Source organism: Priestia endophytica DSM 13796 (assembly GCF_900115845.1).
Lineage (GTDB): Bacteria > Bacillota > Bacilli > Bacillales > Bacillaceae_H > Bacillus_I > Bacillus_I endophytica.
The window spans coordinates 160,345-179,625 of the sequence record NZ_FOXX01000009.1 but is presented as its reverse complement, the minus strand read 5'-3'; the positions used below and the strand labels follow the sequence as shown (position 1 = coordinate 179,625).

Genomic DNA, 19,281 nt, shown 5'->3' with positions numbered 1-19,281 from the left:
TATCACCCGATCGTCACTAAGATAAACTTCTAATCAACAAACCTAATTTCTTAATCCCAACCTCTAAGTCTTGCATTGAAGCATAGGCATAAGAGAGTCGTATATAACGACTGGATTGTTCATGATAAATATGACCAGGATTTAGTAATATCCCTTGTGTACGAGCGCGTGCATAAAGGCTTTTCATAGAAATTGGGGCAAGAATATGAATCCAAACAAAAAAGCCTCCTTGAGGTTTTTCCCATATTGCAAGTCCTTCTAAATGCTGTTTAATAAGCTTTAAAGCTACATTTTTTCTCTCTAAAAGATTCTCCCTTACTTTTTTAACATGTTCCTCATATAACCCACTTTGCAGCCATTCGGCCGCAACTCGTTGAGAAAGAGAGCTAGAACCATAGTCAATTTGCATCTTAATATCTGCAAGTCGGTTAATAACAGGTTCTGGTGCTGCTATCCAACCAATTCGTAAACCAGGTGTTAATGTTTTCGATAAACTGCCAACATATAAAACATGCCCTGTTTGATCTAAAGATTTTAATGGTAAAGGAGGGGCTTCTTCAAACCATAGTTCTCTATAAATATCATCTTCAATAATAGGAATTTGATGTTTTGTACACGTTTCAATAATATTTTTGCGTCGTTTCTCAGACATTAATGTTCCAGTTGGATTATGAAAACAAGGATTTGTATATAGAACAGCTTCTTTCCTTTTCTTTTTAACATGCTCTAGATGCTGGACGAGAAGTCCTTCTTGATCTAAAGGAATTCCAGTCAGATTTATCCCAGCTGACTGAAAAATGCGAAGAGAGTAAAGGTAAGAAGGTTTTTCTAGTAAAACTGTCGATCCTTTGTGTAAAAGTCCAATGGAGACAAGTTGAAGAGCTTGAAGGGCTCCTGAGACAATTAAGATGGAAGAGGGAGAGACATTAACATTCATTTTATGTAAATAAGCGCTCACTGCTTTTCGTAATGGTAAATATCCTTTTGGTTCTTCATAGCCAAAAGGAGTTATATGATTAGAAACTTTATTTATAATCTCTTTCATTTTCTGAAGGGGAAACATGTCACTTGAAAGCTCACCCTTACTCAGTTGGATAAACTGCTGTTGTGACTCTGAGTTGTTGATTTCTTGGACCGTTGATCTGCTTTGTTTCAGCATTCCCGCTTCTACATGTGTATTCCAATTAAGAGAGGAGGATAAAAGGTTCCATGTATTGTTTGTTACAATGGTTCCTACGCCCATTTGTGCTTCGAGTAGACCATCCGCGATTAACTCTTCTAATGCTGTAATAACTGTACTCCTATTCACATTAAATTCTTTCGCTAACTGACGTTGACTAGGGATTTTACTTCCAATAGGCCATTCACCATTTGAAATTTTTTCTTTCATATACCTCATGATTTTTTCATATTTAGGAATGCTTGATTTACTTAACATAAGAAGTTTCTCCTTTGAAGTGGTTGGTTTTCAAAAAATTAACTGGTTGGAGACATTTTACCAAATATTATCTAGGATAGGAACTACCTGTTAGATTTCTAGACTAACTGGTTGGATTTTATTTGATAAGGAGAGAGTAAATTGAGGAATTGGACAGTATTTTTACTTGTTTCATATGTATCTATCATCTTTTTTTGGGGGTCTTCTTTTCCAGCTATTCGTTTTGCCCTACATTCTTATACGCCTGAAAGTCTAGCTCTTTTTCGATTACTTATTGCTTCAAGCTCTCTACTACTTATAGCCATTATACTGCGCATAGGTCTACCAAATATGAGAGATGTCCCTATATTAGTTCTTTTAGGATGCTTAGGATTTTCAGCTTATCATCTTTTTTTAAATAAGGGAGAAATAACCGTAGGTGGAGGGATTGCTAGTTTACTTGTAACTACTACACCAATATTTTCACTTATGCTTGAACAATTATTTTTGAGAAGAAAAGGGACGGTTAGAAAATGGTTAGGAGCTCTTATTAGTTTCTTCGGAATTGCTTTTATCTCATTTAGCTATGATTCACTTTCCTATTCTATCACTGGAATCATATTTATCCTTCTCGCTGCCTTTTCAGAAAGCTTATATTTTGTTTTCCAAACTCGTTACTTACAAAAGTATAGAATGTTAGCTTTTATGACTTATTCGATATGGGGAGGAACAGCTGGGATGCTTTGTTTTCTTCCACGGCTGTTAACAGAGATAGAAGAAGCTTCTTTTTCATCTACTTTAGCTGTGACGTATTTAGGAATTTTTCCTTCTGTTCTACCTTATTTCGCTTTAGCTTATATAACCTTAAAAGTAGGGGCGTCAGAAGCTACAGCTTCTCTTTATCTTGTACCAATTGTAGCTGTCATTTTATCAGGAATATGGCTTGACGAAAAGATTAATTTACTTGGTGTAGGAGGTGGAGTGATTACATTTTTAGGACTTTTTCTGATCCATGAAAAGCAACAGAGGTCACGAGCGAAAGGTGATATGAATTTTTAATAATAAAATATCCAAGGATACGATTCAGAAAGATAATTACATTGGTAATAACGTTTGACTAGAACAATGAGTATTCTTTTTTTCTCCTAGTAATAACTAAGAGTCAGTAAGAAAATATAAAAAAATCTGAAAAAAAATATTGAAAGAAATAATAATTTCTTATAATATGTAATTAAGTTAGTTTGTAAGGATAACAAACTAACTTAAATCTTATTAGTTTGGTCAATAAAATATAACTTATCTTTAATGATGAATCATTTTAATTTGAATGTTTAAAGTTTATCGTATCTAAACTAAGGGGGAAATAATATGGCTCAATCTTATACTAATGTAGGGAATTATTTTGAAAGCGCAAACAAAGTGTTTTATGAAGGGAAAGATTCTAACAATCCTCTAGCATTCAAGTACTACAATCCAGAGGAAATGATAGGGAATAAAACCATGAAAGAACACTTAAGATTTTCGGTAGCTTACTGGCATACATTTACGGCTGATGGAACAGATCCTTTTGGTGCTGCAACAATGCAACGACCATGGGACAAGTATCAAGGAATGGACTTAGCTAAGGCAAGGGTAGAAGCCGCATTTGAACTTTTTGAAAAATTAGGGGTGCCTTTCTTTGCTTTCCATGATCGGGATATTGCCCCAGAAGGAAATACGTTAAAAGAGACAAATAAAAATTTAAATATAATCATTACTCTGATAAAAGAGTATATGAAAACAAGTAATGTGAAATTATTATGGAATACAGCTAATATGTTTACTCATCCTCGTTTTGTTCATGGAGCAGCTACTTCGTGTAATGCAGATGTATTTGCATATGCAGCAGCTCAAGTGAAGAAAGGATTAGAAACAGCGAAAGAGCTTGGAGCTGAAAACTATGTATTTTGGGGAGGGCGTGAAGGCTACGAAACATTATTAAACACAGATTTAAAATTAGAGTTGGATAATCTAGCTCGATTCATGCATATGGCGGTTGACTATGCAAAAGAAATTGGATTTACAGGACAATTTTTGATTGAACCAAAACCAAAGGAACCAACTACACATCAATACGATACAGATGCAGCTACAACAATTGCTTTTCTAAAACAGTATAATCTAGACAAATATTTTAAGTTGAATCTTGAAGCTAATCATGCGACTTTAGCTGGCCATACGTTTGATCATGAGTTAAGAGTAGCTCGAGTCCACGGTCTGTTAGGTTCTGTTGATGCTAATCAGGGAGATCCTCTTTTGGGGTGGGATACAGACGAGTTTCCAACCGATTTATATTCTACAACATTATCCATGTATGAAATTTTGCAAAATGGAGGATTAGGTTGTGGAGGCTTGAACTTTGATGCCAAAGTACGAAGAGGATCTTTTGAATTAGAGGACTTAGTATACTCCCATATTGCTGGAATGGACGCATTTGCAAGAGGATTAAAAGTAGCTCATAAATTAATTGAAGACCGTGTATTTGATAATGTTATTGCAGAACGTTATCGTAGCTTCACGGAAGGGATTGGACTAGATATTGTGGAAGGAAGAGCAAACTTCCATACCCTTGAGCAATACGCTCTAAATAATAACTCAATTCACAACAAATCTGGAAGACAAGAACGATTAAAAGCTATCTTAAATCAATATATTTTAGAAGTTTAAATTGAAAAGGGAGTAACAAGAAATCTATCGACTATATTGTTTCTCGAAAAGACCCGTCAATGAATCTTTTATATTTCTAAGTTTTCATGACGGGTTCTTTCTCTAAAAACATACAAACAGTGTGAATTAGTACCTTTGGGCAAATAGAGGAGAAAAAGTGTAAGAAATGCTTTAAGTTTTGGTGATTATTTCTGTAAGCAAAAAGTTTTTAAGAGAATTTACTACTTTAAAATAGGAGGGAGTTTAGGGGAGAATTTTAAAAATCAATCTATAAATAACTAAGTGATGGGAAACAGTTCCTTAACTATATTATTTTGTAAGCGCTTTAAAAGAAGGGCTTAATAGTAGGAGAGGATTGTTAATCATTCAGTTACATATCGTAGATTAATTTCTTTGAGTTATTAGAATTTATCCCTGAAAAACTATGAAACAAAAGCGAAACTCACTTTATATTTTTTCAATTACGATTGTAGCTGCTATCGGTGGTTTGCTTTTCGGTTATGATACTGCTGTAATATCTGGAACAGAAAAGTCAATAGAAGCCTATTTAATAGAACCTCTAGGTTTAGGATCGTTAGCACATGGCGCAACAATTTCTAGTGCATTAATTGGTTGTATCATTGGCGGGATAATATCCGGTTATTTTGCATCAAACTTTGGCCGTAAATATTCACTGATTTTTGCTGCTGTCCTTTTTCTTCTCTCAGCTTTAGGGTCTGCATATCCTGAGTTCTTATTTTTTACAATGGGAGAACCATCCATTTCTTTATTACTTATGTTCAATTTATATCGAATTATAGGAGGAGTCGGTGTCGGCTTAGCTTCAGCAATTGTTCCTATGTACATAGGAGAGATTGCACCTGCAGATATTCGTGGCCGATTAGTATCATTCAACCAATTTATGATTATTTTTGGGATGCTAGTCGTTTATTTTGTTAACTGGGGGATTGCTAATGGAAAACCGTTAGAATGGATAAATGACATAGGCTGGAGATATATGTTTGCTTCAGGAGTAATTCCAGCTTTATTATTTGGTATATGTTTATTCTTTGTACCAGAAACACCTCGATACCTAGCCATCAAAAATCAAGACGATAAAGCATTAAATATTCTTACTAAAATTAACGGCTCTTTAGAAGCGGAAGTGATTTTAAGGGAAATTAAACAAACCGTAAAGGTAAACGTTACTTCTGAAAAGCTATTTGCTTACGGGAAATTAGTGATTGTGGTAGGAATCATGCTCTCGGTATTTCAGCAGTTTGTCGGTATAAACGTTGCTTTGTATTACGCTCCGCGCATTTTTGAAAGCATGGGAGCTGCAAAAGATGCTTCGATGTTACAGACCATCGTTATGGGATTAGTCAATGTTATCTTTACAATCGTTGCTATTTTAACAGTTGATAAGTGGGGACGTAAACCATTACTAACAATAGGATCCATTGGTATGGCGATTGGAATGTTTGGTGTGGCAGGAATGGCTTTTCTAAATATTATTGGAGTTAGTACTTTAATCTTCATTATTATATACACAGCCGCTTTTATGTTGTCGTGGGGGCCAATATGTTGGGTGTTAATTTCTGAGATTTTCCCTAATAGAATTCGTGGTCAGGCTGTTGCCATTGCCGTAGCTGCTCAATGGGCTGCTAACTATCTAATCTCATCTACTTATCCAATGATGATGGAATATAGCAGCGGCTTAACCTATGGTTTCTACGGGTTAATGAGCATATTTTCCGCTCTATTTGTTTGGAAGTTTGTCCCTGAAACAAAAGGAAAGACACTTGAACAAATGGAGAATGAATGGAAAAAAAATAAAGTTGATCATCATGAAGTAGTATGAAGTTATTCTTGATGTTTTAACATTATATAGACACGGGTATCCCTCTTTGAAATTGAAAAAGTAACTTTTATGGAAAATTTAAAGGTATATAGTTTTTATTTAATGGGGTTACGAAGGAGGAAAGAAGATGTCTAGTGAAAATCTATCGAGAATTCCTATATTTGAAAAAGTCGGCTATGCTTCTGGAGATTTCGCTTGTAATTTGATTTACAATACAGTTTCTACGTACCTTTTATTTTTCTATACCGATGTATTTGGGTTATCAGCAGCAGCTGCCGGTACAATGTTTTTAGTTGTTAGAATAATTGATGCCCTTGCTGACCCTTTTATTGGAACAATAGTAGATAGAACAAATAGTCGATTTGGACGTTTTAGACCGTACCTGTTATTTGGAGCATTTCCATTTTCAATACTCGCAATACTGTGTTTTACAACCCCTGATTTTTCAGATATGGGTAAATTAATATATGCCTATATTACGTATGTAGGTTTATCACTTACATACACAACTATAAATGTTCCATACGGTGCATTAACTTCTGCGATGACAAGAAACAATCAAGAAGTTGTTAGTATCACATCTGTGCGTATGTTCTTTGCTAACCTTGGTGGATTGATAGTAGCATTTTTTGTTCCTCTATTATCCAATAACTTACGTGATACTACAGATAGTTCAGTTCTTGCTTGGCAGCTAACTATGAGTATTTTGGGGATTATTGGAGCATGTCTATTAATATTCTGTTTTAAGAGTACGAAAGAACGTGTAAGTCTTCAAAAATCTAAGGAGAAAATTAGATTATCAGATATATTTGAACAGTTTCAGGTTAACCGACCATTAGTCGTTTTAAGTATCTTCTTTATTATTATTTTTGGCGTTAACTCAATAAGCAATTCTGTTGGAATCTATTATATTACCTACAATGTCGGTAGGGAAGATTTGGTGAAATGGTATGGTTTATTGGGGAGCTTACCAGCTTTAATTATCCTCCCATTTATACCTAAGATTAATAGATGGATAGGAAAGAAGAAACTATTAACTTTTGCATTATTATTAAATATTGTTGGTCTTTTAGGTCTGCTTATTGTCCCACCTAGTCATATTTTACTTGTACTTCTCTTTCGCCTGATTGCTGCTGCAGGAAGTGTTACAGCTGGAGGCTATATGTGGGCTCTTATTCCAGAAACAATTGAATATGGAGAATACAAGACCGGAAAACGGATGGGGGGATTAATTTACTCTGTTATTGGCTTCTTTTTTAAGTTTGGCATGGCCATTGGCGGCATCATACCAGGGTTTGTTTTAGATAAATTCGGTTATATTGCGAACCAGGTACAAACCCCTGAAGCATTGACAGGAATTTTAATTACAACAACAATCATCCCTGTTGTGTTCTTGATATTAGCTATAATTAACATTTATTTCTATAACTTAGATGAAGAAGAATATGCAAAGATTGTACGTGAACTAGAGAATAGAGATAAAGTATATTTGGATCATATTGATGAATTTAAAAAATAAATAGAAATGAAACTTTATGTTAGAAATTTATTAAGTAAGAATATATGAGGAGGAGTTAAAATGAAGATTATTAATCCAGTCCTTAAAGGTTTTAATCCTGATCCAAGTATATGCAGAGTAGGAGAAGACTATTATATTGCTGTATCTACATTTGAATGGTTTCCAGGTGTGCAGATCCATCATTCAAAAGATTTAGTAAATTGGCGCTTGGTTACACATCCATTACAGAGAGTTTCACAGTTAGATATGAAAGGAAATCCTAATTCGGGAGGAGTATGGGCACCTTGTTTAAGTTATAATGACGGGAAATTTTGGCTTATATACACAGATGTAAAGGTTGTGGATGGTGCTTGGAAAGATTGTCATAACTATTTAGTGACTTCAGACACAATTGATGGAGATTGGGGAGAACCTATTAAATTAAATAGTTCAGGATTTGACGCTTCTCTATTTCACGATTTTGATGGCAGGAAATACTTATTAAATATGTTATGGGATTATCGAATCAATCATCATTCATTCGGTGGTATTGTAATGCAGGAATATTCACCTAAGGAACAGAAATTAATAAATAAGCCAAAGGTCATTTTTAAAGGAACGGACATAAAACTAACAGAAGCACCTCATCTTTATCATATTGGGGATTATTACTATTTACTCACAGCAGAAGGGGGAACGCGGTTTGAACATGCTTCTACAATTGCTCGCTCAACAGATATTGAAGGTCCATATGAACTTCATCCAGATAATCCAATTTTAACGTCTTGGCATGAACCTCGAAATCCATTACAAAAATGTGGACATGCCTCAATTGTTCAAACTCATACAAATGAGTGGTATCTAGCTCATTTGACAGGCCGTCCAATTCATCCTTCCGATGATTCAGTTGTTCAGCAAAGGGGCTATTGTCCACTAGGTCGAGAAACAGCTATTCAAAAATTAGAGTGGAAAGATGGGTGGCCTTATGTAGTTGGTGGAAAAGAAGGTAGCTTAGAGGTGGAGGCACCGAGTATTGCCGAAACTAGGTTTGAAGCAACATATCCAGATATCGATCAATTTGAAAGTGAAAAGTTAAATATTAACTTTCAGACATTACGAATCCCTTTTACAGATGAATTGGGATCATTAACTGAAAGACCTAACCATTTACGTCTATTTGGACATGAATCATTAACATCTTTATTCACTCAAGCATTTGTAGCAAGACGTTGGCAAAGCCTTCACTTTAAGGTAGAAACAGCGGTTGAATTCTATCCGGAGAACTTTCAACAAGCGGCAGGACTAGTTAATTATTATAATACGGAAAATTGGACAGCTCTTCAAGTAACGTACGATGAAGCCCTTGGACGTATTTTAGATCTAACAATATGTGATAACTTCTCTTTTTCGCAACCGTTAAAAGATAAAATTATTATCCCTCATGAAATAAAATATGTTCATCTAAAAGTAGAGGTTGAACATGACAAATATTATTACTCTTATTCTTTCGACAAAGAAGAATGGACTAAAATTGAAGTTATGTTAGAGTCTAAAAAAGTATCAGATGATTATGTTCAAGGAGGAGGATTCTTTACAGGCGCTTTTGTAGGAATGCAATGTCAAGATACGAGCGGTCAAAATATTCAGGCTGACTTTAAATACTTTAGTTATAAGGAAAAATAATATAAATCAAAAGGAGACTTTTATTTTTGACAAAGTCTCCTTTTGATTTATCCGTTTCTATAATAATATAGCGTTTTTCTTAAATTTAAAATTTAGAGTTTTAATTATTATAAATCTGTTCTTTAGAGAAATATAAACTTTTAATGCCAAGGAAATGTTGAATATTTAAATAAGTTGCTCCAATTAAAATTGCTCGATTTCCTAGGGAAGAAGAGGCTACTTCTATATCGTTAATCATAAAGCATGTTAATTCTTCTTTTATTGTTTCTAACAATGAAGGTATTGTGCGGATCAATTCACTATTAAGGAAAATAACATCAGGATTATATGTATTATTAACATTATTAATAGCAATTGAAATATATTTAGCTGTCTCTTTTAACAACTTAATTGTTTCTTCATTATTTTGTTCAACAGCTTGAGCTATTTGATGAAAGGAGGATTGTTGTTCTTTCCGGTTTAGTAAGCTGAAACGTTCTAAGATAGCTTTTTCGGAATAATATTGCTCAAGGCACCCTCTGTTTCCGCATGGACATGCTTTTCCACCTGGAAAGAGAATAGTATGGCCAATTTCTCCAGCATAACCATTTTTCCCATAGTGTAATTCTTTATCTAGTATGATACCTGCGCCAATTCCGGAATGGATACTAATGCTAACTAAATTTATGAAATTTGAATGGTAGGCTAATTCAGCAATTGCTGAGAGGTTTGCTTCATTCTCAATAAGGACTGGGATATCTGCTTCTTTTTCAATGATCTCTACTAGATTAAGTTTATTCAAATCATAGTAAGGAGTGAAAATAATTTCATTGTTCAAGGTTACACCATGGATTGCGATTGCTATTCCAATTATACCGTATTCAGTAGGGGGAGCTTGTTCTTTGCAAAGGTGATATATATCTAGGATAGATTTACAAACGTTATGTCTATCTATTTTAATATTTTCTTGATAATGCTCTTTTATAATAGAACCATCAAGGTAAGTAAGCATGAAAGCAATATAATTATAGCTAACGTCAATACTAATGGATAGTCCAGCCTTCGCAATAAATTGAAGAATAATGGGTCTTCTTCCTCCAGCTTGTGTACTTGTTCCAATCCCTGTTTCCGTAACAAGTTTCCGATCAATTAAGGTTTTTACAATCTCCGAAACAGTCGCCTTATTTAAACCACATATTTTTGCTAATTCTGCACGTGAGAGGGGGCCACTTTTAATGATTTCTTCGAGAATAACTAGTTCATTTTGTTTTCGTATCATATATTTATCTGTTGTTTCCATACATGTACCTCATTTCCTCATCTCTAGATTAATGATATTAGTTTATCGTTTAAAAATTTATTTGTCTAACCGATGTAAGCGGTTGACAATAGAGTTATATATAATTATTATAATGTTATTAGTTAGTTTAACGTACTAACATACTGGAGGTCAAATAGGTTAGTTATAGAACTAGGATTTCATAGCGTTTTTTGCATAGAAATGCAGTTTGCGAATTGATTAGAGATTTACAGAATAGTCTTTTTTGTATAGATAAAGGAGTGAAAATAATGAAATATGTAATTGGAATCGATTTGGGAACGAGCGCTGTCAAAGCGATTTTGGTTAATGAAAATGGAGAAGTTTGTGGAGAAGTTTCTAAAAGTTATCCACTTATTCAAGAGAAGGCAGGATATAATGAGCAAAATCCGGAAGACTGGGTGCGACAAACGATTCAGGCCTTGGCTGAGCTTGTTTCTACATGTCAAGTTCAAGTTAATGATATTGAAGGGATTAGTTATTCCGGACAAATGCATGGATTAGTGTTGCTTGATCAAAATCAGTGTGTGTTACGTAATGCTATATTATGGAATGATACAAGAACAACTTCTCAATGCATGAAGATAGAAGAGGAGTTTGGCGAACAGATGCTTGAGATTACAAAGAACCGTGTTCTAGAAGGTTTTACATTGCCTAAAATCTTATGGGTGAAGGAACATGAACCGGAAACGTTTGAAAAAGCAGCTCTTTTTCTACTTCCTAAAGACTATGTAAGATTTAGGATGACAGGCACCATTAATAGTGAGTTTTCAGATGCAGCGGGAACTTTACTTTTACATGTAACACGTAAGAAATGGAATTATGATATCTGTAAACGATTTGATATTCCTACAGAGATCTGTCCACCGCTTGTTGAATCACATGATTGTGTAGGAGCGCTGCTTCCTAATATTGCAGAGGAGACAGGATTGTCTAAAAAAACGAAAGTATTTGCAGGTGGATCTGACAATGCATGTGGAGCTATTGGCGCTGGTATTCTCTCTTCAGGCAAAACATTATGTAGCATCGGTACATCTGGGGTCATCCTTTCATATGAGGAAGATAAAGAACGAGATTTTAAAGGAAAAGTTCACTTTTTCAATCATGGGAGGAAGGATGCGTTTTATACAATGGGGGTTACGCTTGCTGCAGGTTACAGTTTGAACTGGTTTAAAGAAACGTTCTCTCCAAATGAAACATTTGAGCAGGTGTTGCATGGGGTAGAATCTGTTCCAATTGGATCCAATGGACTGTTATTTACCCCGTATCTAGTGGGGGAAAGGACGCCACATGCTGATTCTCTTATTCGGGGAAGCTTTATTGGAATGGATGGATCTCATAAAAAAGAAAATTTTGTGAGAGCAGTTATGGAAGGGGTTACATTCTCTCTTCATGAGTCTATCAAGCTGTTCCGGAAAGAAGGAAAATCAGTTGATACGATTATCTCGATTGGTGGGGGAGCTAAGAACAACACATGGCTTCAAATGCAAGCTGATATTTTTAAGGCCAAAGTAATTAAGCTAGAAAGCGAACAAGGTCCGGCAATGGGAGCAGCCATGCTAGCTGCTTTTGGCAGTAGATGGTTTGATTCACTTGAACAATGTGCAGAAGAATTTATTCGAGAGGCATCAACATTTTATCCTAAAGAATCGAATGTAGAGAGATATGAAGCTCTATTTAATATTTATGAAGAGGTTTATTTTAAAACAAAAGATTTGAATGCTGCATTAACTACATTTAGAGACCGATAACAAGTTTTACAAGACATGAAAAATGATGATTAAATAGAATATTAAATTCAAAGAGTTAGAGAACAATTCATCAAGAACACAGTAAAAATATACGAAGGAAACCCTAACTTTTCTCCAAAGCCAAAATTATAATGGAGAAGTTTGTATTAAAATTAGAAACAATTTGTAGGAGAAATGAGGTTCCTACTATTTATGTAACTGTCTACCTACCTCTTCCTTATCTAGCACTAGTTTATGGAACTTTAAAAATAGTGATCTTAGGAGACCCTTTTTCTTTATTCTGTTGAATTTTCAGCTTTTATAAGAGAAATGACTACTTTATAGGGGGAATTTCTTATTTGAGGAAAAAGGATACCGAGTTTCCCTGTAAAAAGAAGAGGGACTTTTCCCTAATCAAATCCGTTTTATAACTTTCGAAAAATAGGATAAAATAACTAAAAAAGTGTAAAGTCCCGCTTCCACGTGTTTATGAACAATGCTAAAAAGGGAATGAAAAAGTTACATATTAAGATAAGGTGGAATAGACAGTGAAAAAAGACTATACAATTTGGTGACTACTTACTAGACCGACTAGCTGAAATTGGAGTTCACCACGTTTTTGGCGTTCCTGGTGATTATAATTTAATGTTTTTAGATGAAGTTCTAAAACATAAAGAGTTAGAATGGATTGGCAACTGCAATGAGCTTAATGCTGCATATGCTGCTGATGGATACGCAAGGTTAAACGGCATTGGAGCTGTTATGACTACATTTGGGGTTGGCGAGTTAAGTGCTGTAAACGGAATTGCTGGTTCATATGCTGAACATGTTCCAATTGTCAAAGTCACAGGGGCTCCAACAACAAAAGTGATGAAAGAAGGCTCTTACGTTCATCATACATTAGGAGATGGAAACTTCCATCGTTTTTCAACAATGTTCAGAGAAGTGACGTGTGCTCAAACCATATTAACGGTTGAAAATGCGAGCCAAGAGATTGATCGGGTGCTTCTTGCTTGTTTAACAGAAAAAAAGCCTGTTCATATTGTGCTTCCTATTGATATATATAATAAACCTGCTAATAAGCCTAATAAAAAACTTTTAGATGAAGAAGTGAAGAGCAATGAAAAAGCAATGGACGAGATGCTGACCAATTTATTAATGAAAATAAACAAAGCGAAAAAGCCTGTAATTTTAGCAGACTATGAAGTGTATCGCTACAAAGTGGAAAAAGAGTTAATGCACTTTGCTGAAAAGAGCGGCTTTCCCATTGCAACGCTAAGTATGGGAAAAGGAGTTTTTGATGAAACACATCCTCAATTTATTGGTGTTTATAATGGAGACTTAAGTGATTCTTATATTAAACAAAGAATAGATGAGTCTGATTGTATTATAAGCGTAGGAGTGAAGCTAACAGATTCTATCACAGGCGGGTTTTCACAAGGATTTTCTGAAGAAAAGGTGATTCATCTTCACCCTTTATCTGTTGAGGGGGAAGGAGAAAAATATGCACCTCTGACAATGAAAGATACGTTGAATACATTAGCTCATCACATCAAGAAACGAGATAGAGAAGAAATGAACATTATTTCAATTGCTTCTCGGGAACAACAACCATTTGAAGCAACAGACGAAAAACTTACGCAAACGCGGTTCTTTGAGCGTCTTTCTCATTTTATAAAAGAAGATGATGTACTCCTTGCTGATCAAGGAACTTCCTTTTTTGGTACAGCAACAATGCCTTTAAAAAAAGGAGGGACATTTATTGGTCAGCCATTATGGGGATCTATTGGCTATACGCTTCCTGCGATACTTGGAAGTCAGCTTGCGGACAAAGAACGTCGCAACATTCTTTTAATTGGAGATGGTTCTTTTCAGCTTACAGCTCAAGAACTTTCAACAATCATTTATCAAAAAATTAAGCCTATCATTTTCTTAATCAACAATGATGGCTATACAGTAGAACGTGCTATTCACGGTGAAAACAAGTCTTACAATGATATTGTTATGTGGGATTATGAAAAACTTCCAAGCATTTTTGGCCCAAAAGAAGCAAGCGAAACGTTTAAAGTACAAACAGAGCAGGAGCTTGATGATATGTTAAACAAGATAGAACATCATGATAAGCTTATTTTTGCTGAAATCAAAATGAATAGAGAGGATAAACCGGAATTATTAACAGAGCTCTCTAAACGATTTTCGAGTCAAAATTCATAGGTGAATCCTCCACTCTACATAGGGTGGAGGTTTTTTATTTGATAAATTATGAAAAGTAGGTCTATTTTCCTTTTTTAAGTTACTAACATAAAAAATAAACTAAATATTTAAAAAATTATTGCAAATCTCAACTCATTCTATATAATAAATTTTAGACTCACAGAAAGAGAGGCGAAGTGATTGAAATTTAGTGAAAAAAAAAGAAAAGTAATCATTTATTCTGCCACAGTGTTGACGATGATGGGAGGGGTATTGCCTAATACGATTTGTGCACACGATAACATTAATAAAACCTTAAAGAATGTGAGCTTAAATGAAAACGCACATGTAAAAGATGTTGTGAGCAGCGGAGATCTTGCAAAACTGTATATGCTCGGCATTTTATCAAGTGAAGGTGTTTCAGAAAGGAAAATGCCAAGCAGTGAGATGAAGATAGATAAGGCGGAACTTGTAAGAAACGATCTTATTGCGGTTACATTTAGTACAGTTCTAAAAAGGATAGATAAAAATGACATCGCTTTCAAAGGAGGGGAGAACGTTATTTCAATCCAAAACATGACTCAAAGTGTAAACAAAAAAGGGCAAACCGTTGTTCTTTTCCAAATCTCTACAAAAATTAGAGGTAACGTATATGCTGAAGTAGTGAGAAAAGAAGCCACTCATTCTTTAACACAGGATAAACGCCAAAAACTTCAGGATATAAGGGAAAGATTCGATAAAATCGGGAAAGTAGTAACAGTCTCAAAAGATGACAAGGGAGACTATCGTACAGTTCAAGAAGCTATTAATGCAATCCCTTCTGGAAACAAAGAGAAAGTTACCGTCTTTATTTTTAACGGGGTATATAAAGAAGTTGTCACAGTAGCTGAAGATAAAGATTTTGTTTCGCTTATCGGTGAAAACGTTAACAAAACAAAACTTACGTATGACAACTATTCAGGGAAGGAGAAACGTGGAGGAGGAACGTACGGGACATCAGGAAGCGCAAGTGTTTATATATATGGCGATGATTTTACGGCTGAAAATCTCACATTTGAAAATTCTTTTGATGAAAAAAGTGTTGATGTAAAAGATGAGCAAGCTGTTGCCGTATATACGAAAGGTGAACGACAAGTTTTTAAGAATACGAGGTTTATTGGGAACCAAGATACATTGTACACGAAAGAAGGAACGCAATATTTTTACAAATGCTACATTGAAGGAGATGTTGATTTTATCTTTGGGGGTTCTCAAGCCGTATTTGAAAAGTGCGATATTATGTCTCTAACGAGAGGTTCTTCAACTGTAAATGGGTATGTCACAGCGCCAAGCACTCAAATAACAGAGGAATACGGCTATTTATTTATTAAAAGCAGGCTTTTAAGTAATGCAGAGGATGGAACGGTCTATCTTGGCAGACCGTGGCACCCAGGTGGCGACCCTAATGCAATTGGAAGCGTTGTGTTTAGAGAAAGTTATCTCGGGTCGCATATTAATAAACAAGGATGGACAGACATGTCAGGCTTTTCTTATCGTCATGCACGGTTTTATGAATATAAAAACCATGGTCCAGGAGTTGCTTTTAATGACTCACGAGAACAATTAACAAGAGAAGAAGCAAATCAGTATACCATTCAAAATGTGTTAAATGGCTGGAATCCAAAAGAAAAAGCAGAATCTAAAAGATAGGTGAAGAAGATGAAAAAGAAAATTCATTTTATATGTTTTCTACTTCTCCTATTGAGTTTAAGTGTTGGGGGAATAAGAGTGCAAGCGACAAGTTTTGTTTCACAGTCACATAAAAGTAAAATAACGGTCTACCTTGTGGGGGATTCAACTGTTTCAACTTATGATTCTTCCGTTGCGCCGAGGGCGGGATGGGGGCAAGTTTTTGAGGAAGAGTTTCGTCATAAAGTGACGGTCAGAAATGAAGCGCAATCTGGTCGAAGCTCAAAAAGTTTTATTGACGAAGGAAGACTAGACGCCGTCCTAAGCGAAATTCAAAAAGGAGACTATCTTTTTATTCAATTTGGACATAATGACGAAAAAATAGAAGATCCGAGTCGCTATACAGAGCCTTCTACTACGTATAAAAGCTACTTGAAACAATATATTGATGGAGCTCGTGCTAAAAAAGCAACACCTGTTTTAATTACACCTGTTGAACGTAGGCGTTTTACAGAAGAAGGTATTGCTTATGATTCTCACGGGACATATCCCCAAGCAGTGAAAGAGTTAGGAAAAGAAAAGAATGTTCCTGTTCTTGATTTAACAGAGAAAAGTAAAGCATTGTACCAAGAACTTGGCATTGAAAAAACAAAAGACGTCTTTCTTTGGCTTGAAAAAGGAGAACATCCTAACTATCCAGAGGGAGTAATTGATAATACGCATTTTCAAGAAAATGGGGCAAGAGAAATTTCACATCTTGTAGCAGAGGGTGTAAAAGAATTAAAGATTGTACCGTTAAAGAACTATCTTAACAAAGAATAAGATTGTTTTCATTCATCAAAATGTTAACGTTAACATTTTGATTTAAAGGAGGGATTTAGGATGAAAAAAGTAGTGAAGGGGCTTGTGTTAGCATCCTTTCTCATTGCAGGTAGTACTTCAACAGCATCAGCAGCTTCTAGCAATCTCGGAAAAGAGAGTCTTGCTTCAAATGACGGTTGGGCTTCTTATGGAAAAGGAACAACAGGTGGCTCAGGAGCAGACAGTCGTCATACGTTTACAGTGAAAAATAGAAGTGAGTTTGTTCGTGCTCTTTCAGAGAGCGGAAATACGCCGAAAATCGTTTATGTTGAAGGATCAATTGATTTTAATGTTGATGAAAACAATCAGCCTGCAACAGCTGAGCACTATGCAAAAAAGTGTGGCTATGATTTTAATGCTTACCTTAAAGCTTACAGCCCAGAGAAGTGGGGTTATGATAAGGAAGTGAGCGGACCGCTTGAAGATGCACGAGTATGTGCTCAAAAGGAACAGAAAAAGCAGGTTGTTGTGAATGTTCCTTCTAATACGTCTATTATCGGAGTAGGTAAAGATGCTAAAATTTGGGGAGGAAGTCTTAATATTAGTGGAGTAGAAAATGTTATCGTTCGAAATCTTGCATTTGAGGCGCCAAGAGATTTCTTTCCACAATGGGATCCAACTGATGGAGATCAAGGAGAGTGGAACTCTGAATATGACAATATTGTAGTCACAAATGGGGCAGAACATGTCTGGGTAGATCACAATACATTTAGCGATGGTCGCTATCATGACAAAGGGTTTGGTGAGTATTTTGGGCGCAAATTTCAACAGCATGATGGACTATTAGATGTAACAAACACAGCAAGCTACGTTACCGCCTCTTACAACGTTTTTCAAGACCATGATAAAGTCTCTATTATCGGATCAAGTGATAGTAAGACAAGTGATCGAGGGCGTTTAAAAGTAACCCTTCATCACAACTACTATAAAAATTTAACGCAGCGCTTACCTCGTGTTCGCTATGGTGAAGTTCATGTGTACAACAACTACTATGAATTCGCAAAAAGTACAGATTACTCATTTCAATATGCATTAGGAGTTGGAATAGAATCTAAGATTTATGCACAAAACAACTACTTCTCGTTTGATTATAATGTACCTCTAGGGAATATTATTAAAGATTGGAAAGGAACATCTATTTATGAAGAAGGTTCGTATGTAAAGAGCTCAGCAGGAGAGCGTCAAGTTCATTTACTTCAAGAAACAAATAAAGAAAATGGCACAAAATTAGATGAAAAGGTAGGCTGGAAACCTTCTTTATATAAAAAAATGAATCCAACCCAATCTGTTCCAGGAACTGTAAAAGCACAAGCAGGCGCAGGGAAACTGTAAAAAGAAAAATCCTTTGTAGATATCTACAAAGGATTTTCCTATTTTACTCCTATACTTCCTTTAATAAGATTAGGAGGGGTTTCTCCTTTTAATCCAGCTACTAGATTTTCGGCTCCAAGCATTGCCATTTTAAGGCGTGTTTCAGCTGTAGCAGAGCCGATATGTGGCAACGTCACAACGTTTTTCATAGAAAGAAGGGGATTGGCTGGGCTCACTGGTTCTTGTGCAAATACATCAAGTCCAGCCCCTAAAATTTCTTCTGCTCTTAAAGCATTTATAAGGGCTTCTTCATCAACGGTTTTTCCTCTCGAGCCGTTAATAAAGATAGCGCTCTGTTTCATAAGCTCAAACTCACGTTTTCCCATTAGTCCTTCTGTTTGAGGAGTAAGAGGTGTCATTAAGCAAACAAAATCAGACTTTTGTAGCAGCTCTTCTAAAGAACAATATGTTGCATTGTATGTTTGTTCTTCTTCTTCTTTTCGAGAGCGTCCATGATACAAGATATCCATATCAAAACCAAAACGCGCTCTCTTGGCGATAGCAGAGCCAACCCCTCCCATACCAATGATTCCTAATGTTTTATGATGAACATCAACACCAAAATGCTCTTCTTTCAACGTTTCTTTCCATTCGCCATTTTTGACAAACTGATCTAATTCAGGCATTCTGCGTGCTGTTGCAAGCAAAAGACCAAAAATCGTATCTGCAACCGTATCATTTAACACATCAGGCGTATTTGTAGCGATAATATTTCGTTTTGATAACTCACTCATATCGAGATTGTCATAGCCAACAGATGTGTTACACACTATTTTTAGATGTGGAGCACGATCTAGTAAGTCTCCATCTACTTTCAAACCAGATCCTAGCAGAGCATCCGCATCTTTTAATTCTTCTAAAAATATTGGATAAACATCTGAATGTAGCTTCTCAAAGTAAATGACCTCACACGTTTCTCTTATAAATTCCAAAACCTTTTCATCCATTTTTTTATATACGATAACTTTTGATTTCATGAAGTTTCCTCTTTTCTTTTAATTGTCACTTCTAAAACTT

At 35.4% G+C, this 19,281-nt stretch carries 12 protein-coding genes and 1 pseudogene; 10 read left to right on the top strand and 3 right to left on the bottom strand.

From position 1 onward, the window contains the following. Positions 1-16: 16 nt before the first annotated feature. On the bottom strand, positions 17-1,438 hold the full coding sequence (gene pdxR / locus BM012_RS17330) for a MocR-like pyridoxine biosynthesis transcription factor PdxR (protein WP_061805894.1): 1,422 nt from the start codon (positions 1,436-1,438) through the stop codon (positions 17-19). 141 nt (positions 1,439-1,579) lie between these two features. On the opposite strand from pdxR, the gene BM012_RS17325 reads away from it, so the two are divergent. The 5 genes from BM012_RS17325 to xynB all read left to right on the top strand — a co-directional run bounded on the left by BM012_RS17325 (position 1,580) and on the right by xynB (position 9,144). Then, a complete protein-coding gene (locus tag BM012_RS17325; protein ID WP_061805893.1) occupies positions 1,580-2,476 on the top strand; it encodes a DMT family transporter in 897 nt (298 codons plus the stop codon). A 309-nt stretch (positions 2,477-2,785) separates the two neighbouring features. Next, entirely contained in the window at positions 2,786-4,123 is a 1,338-nt protein-coding gene (xylA, locus tag BM012_RS17320; RefSeq protein WP_061805892.1) for a xylose isomerase, read from the top strand. Between the two features lie 424 nt (positions 4,124-4,547). Then, on the top strand, positions 4,548-5,963 hold the full coding sequence (xylE, locus tag BM012_RS17315; protein ID WP_061805891.1) for a D-xylose transporter XylE: 1,416 nt from the start codon (positions 4,548-4,550) through the stop codon (positions 5,961-5,963). Between the two features lie 127 nt (positions 5,964-6,090). After that, a complete protein-coding gene (locus BM012_RS17310; protein WP_061805890.1) occupies positions 6,091-7,482 on the top strand; it encodes an MFS transporter in 1,392 nt (463 codons plus the stop codon). 60 nt (positions 7,483-7,542) lie between these two features. Then, a complete protein-coding gene (gene xynB, locus BM012_RS17305; RefSeq protein WP_061805889.1) occupies positions 7,543-9,144 on the top strand; it encodes a xylan 1,4-beta-xylosidase in 1,602 nt (533 codons plus the stop codon). 100 nt (positions 9,145-9,244) lie between these two features. On the opposite strand, the gene BM012_RS17300 is transcribed toward xynB, so the two are convergent. After that, positions 9,245-10,423 (bottom strand): ROK family transcriptional regulator, encoded by a 1,179-nt coding sequence (locus BM012_RS17300; protein ID WP_061805888.1) that lies wholly within the window; start codon positions 10,421-10,423, stop codon positions 9,245-9,247. A gap of 269 nt (positions 10,424-10,692) precedes the next feature. Here BM012_RS17300 and xylB point away from each other — a divergent pair, with 269 nt between their 5' ends. From xylB to BM012_RS17275, 5 genes and pseudogenes are all read left to right on the top strand, one after another. Next, positions 10,693-12,192, top strand: coding sequence for a xylulokinase (gene xylB / locus BM012_RS17295; RefSeq protein ID WP_061805887.1), 1,500 nt, complete (start codon positions 10,693-10,695; stop codon positions 12,190-12,192). A gap of 527 nt (positions 12,193-12,719) precedes the next feature. Then, a pseudogene (locus BM012_RS17290) lies at positions 12,720-14,385 on the top strand (alpha-keto acid decarboxylase family protein). A gap of 180 nt (positions 14,386-14,565) precedes the next feature. Further along, positions 14,566-16,053 (top strand): pectinesterase family protein, encoded by a 1,488-nt coding sequence (locus BM012_RS17285; RefSeq protein WP_235606204.1) that lies wholly within the window; start codon positions 14,566-14,568, stop codon positions 16,051-16,053. 78 nt (positions 16,054-16,131) lie between these two features. Continuing rightward, positions 16,132-16,854 (top strand): rhamnogalacturonan acetylesterase, encoded by a 723-nt coding sequence (locus BM012_RS17280; RefSeq protein ID WP_082802645.1) that lies wholly within the window; start codon positions 16,132-16,134, stop codon positions 16,852-16,854. A gap of 60 nt (positions 16,855-16,914) precedes the next feature. Further along, a complete protein-coding gene (locus BM012_RS17275; protein ID WP_064505043.1) occupies positions 16,915-18,225 on the top strand; it encodes a pectate lyase family protein in 1,311 nt (436 codons plus the stop codon). Positions 18,226-18,263: 38 nt separating this feature from the next. Here the strand turns inward: BM012_RS17275 and BM012_RS17270 are convergent, their stop codons facing one another. After that, positions 18,264-19,241: a 2-hydroxyacid dehydrogenase gene (locus BM012_RS17270; RefSeq protein ID WP_061805884.1), complete on the bottom strand. Its 978-nt coding sequence runs from the start codon at positions 19,239-19,241 to the stop codon at positions 18,264-18,266. Positions 19,242-19,281 lie beyond the last annotated feature (40 nt).

Excerpts from the sequence above, each read along its gene's own strand:
- BM012_RS17300 (WP_061805888.1), bottom strand. The coding sequence starts at position 10,423 with ATGGAAACAACAGATAAATATATGATACGAAAACAAAATGAACTAGTT.
- xylB (WP_061805887.1), top strand. The coding sequence starts at position 10,693 with ATGAAATATGTAATTGGAATCGATTTGGGAACGAGCGCTGTCAAAGCG.
- pdxR (WP_061805894.1), bottom strand. The coding sequence starts at position 1,438 with ATGTTAAGTAAATCAAGCATTCCTAAATATGAAAAAATCATGAGGTAT.
- BM012_RS17275 (WP_064505043.1), top strand. The coding sequence starts at position 16,915 with ATGAAAAAAGTAGTGAAGGGGCTTGTGTTAGCATCCTTTCTCATTGCA.
- BM012_RS17310 (WP_061805890.1), top strand. The coding sequence starts at position 6,091 with ATGTCTAGTGAAAATCTATCGAGAATTCCTATATTTGAAAAAGTCGGC.
- BM012_RS17270 (WP_061805884.1), bottom strand. The coding sequence starts at position 19,241 with ATGAAATCAAAAGTTATCGTATATAAAAAAATGGATGAAAAGGTTTTG.
- xylE (WP_061805891.1), top strand. The coding sequence starts at position 4,548 with ATGAAACAAAAGCGAAACTCACTTTATATTTTTTCAATTACGATTGTA.
- xynB (WP_061805889.1), top strand. The coding sequence starts at position 7,543 with ATGAAGATTATTAATCCAGTCCTTAAAGGTTTTAATCCTGATCCAAGT.
- xylA (WP_061805892.1), top strand. The coding sequence starts at position 2,786 with ATGGCTCAATCTTATACTAATGTAGGGAATTATTTTGAAAGCGCAAAC.